This window comes from Helicobacter didelphidarum (assembly GCF_003364195.1).
Taxonomy (GTDB): domain Bacteria; phylum Campylobacterota; class Campylobacteria; order Campylobacterales; family Helicobacteraceae; genus Helicobacter_A; species Helicobacter_A didelphidarum.
The window spans coordinates 1-746 of record NZ_NXLQ01000170.1 but is presented as its reverse complement, the minus strand read 5'-3'; the positions used below and the strand labels follow the sequence as shown (position 1 = coordinate 746).

Sequence of the window (746 nt, the reverse complement as noted above, 5' to 3'; positions counted from 1 at the left end):
TTTTTAGATTCTATATTATTTAATTGTTTCTCACTCATTTACGCTACCCTCTCATCAAAATTATCTCTATCTACTACAAAGCTTACTTTATCGATAGTATTTTCTTTACCCACATAGACATTATGCACTATGAGCTTTCCTCTCTCATCACTTTGTCCTTTAGCTACTACTCGCTTAAACCTATGATTATAAATGTATATTGTTGTATTTTTTAAGAGATTCCCACTTGCACCATCATAGCATTTCTCTATCTCTATGGTGAGAGGGATAGCATTGGCTATGGGTTTTATCTGTAATTCTTTCATATTAGTTTCTTTATCAACATAAACATCTATGAGGTTTGGGCAACTCAAATAAAATAGTATCACCTTAAAATAACTTATATTTGGATTTGTTAGGTATTCAGTCAAGATTTTATACTCTTCTTCTGTAAAGTATCTTTTTTGAATAAGTCTTTTCCGCATTACATAATCATTGATTTGTTTTATCTTGATAACATACATTTCTTCTAATTTTTCTGCCTTTCTCTCCTCTGCTATTCTTGCTTCTTCAGCTTCTTTTTTTCTTGCACTCTCTCCACTTAAATAATCATAAGCAGCATCCGAAAATAATCCCATTACAACTGCTCCTACAACAGCTCCAGCAATCGTTCCAGCAATAGGAAAGCCAGAACCGATAGTTGCCCCTGTTGCTGCCCCTGTGGCAATTCTACCTAGAACATTGATACCAACTTTTGCTAGGGTTTT

Annotated in this window: 1 protein-coding gene; it reads right to left on the bottom strand. The window is 33.8% G+C overall.

The window, feature by feature from the left end:
* Positions 1-38 precede the first annotated feature (38 nt).
* Positions 39-746, bottom strand: a 708-nt coding sequence (locus CQA53_RS12900; protein ID WP_220272100.1) for a hypothetical protein, incomplete at its 5' end; no start/stop codon positions are given.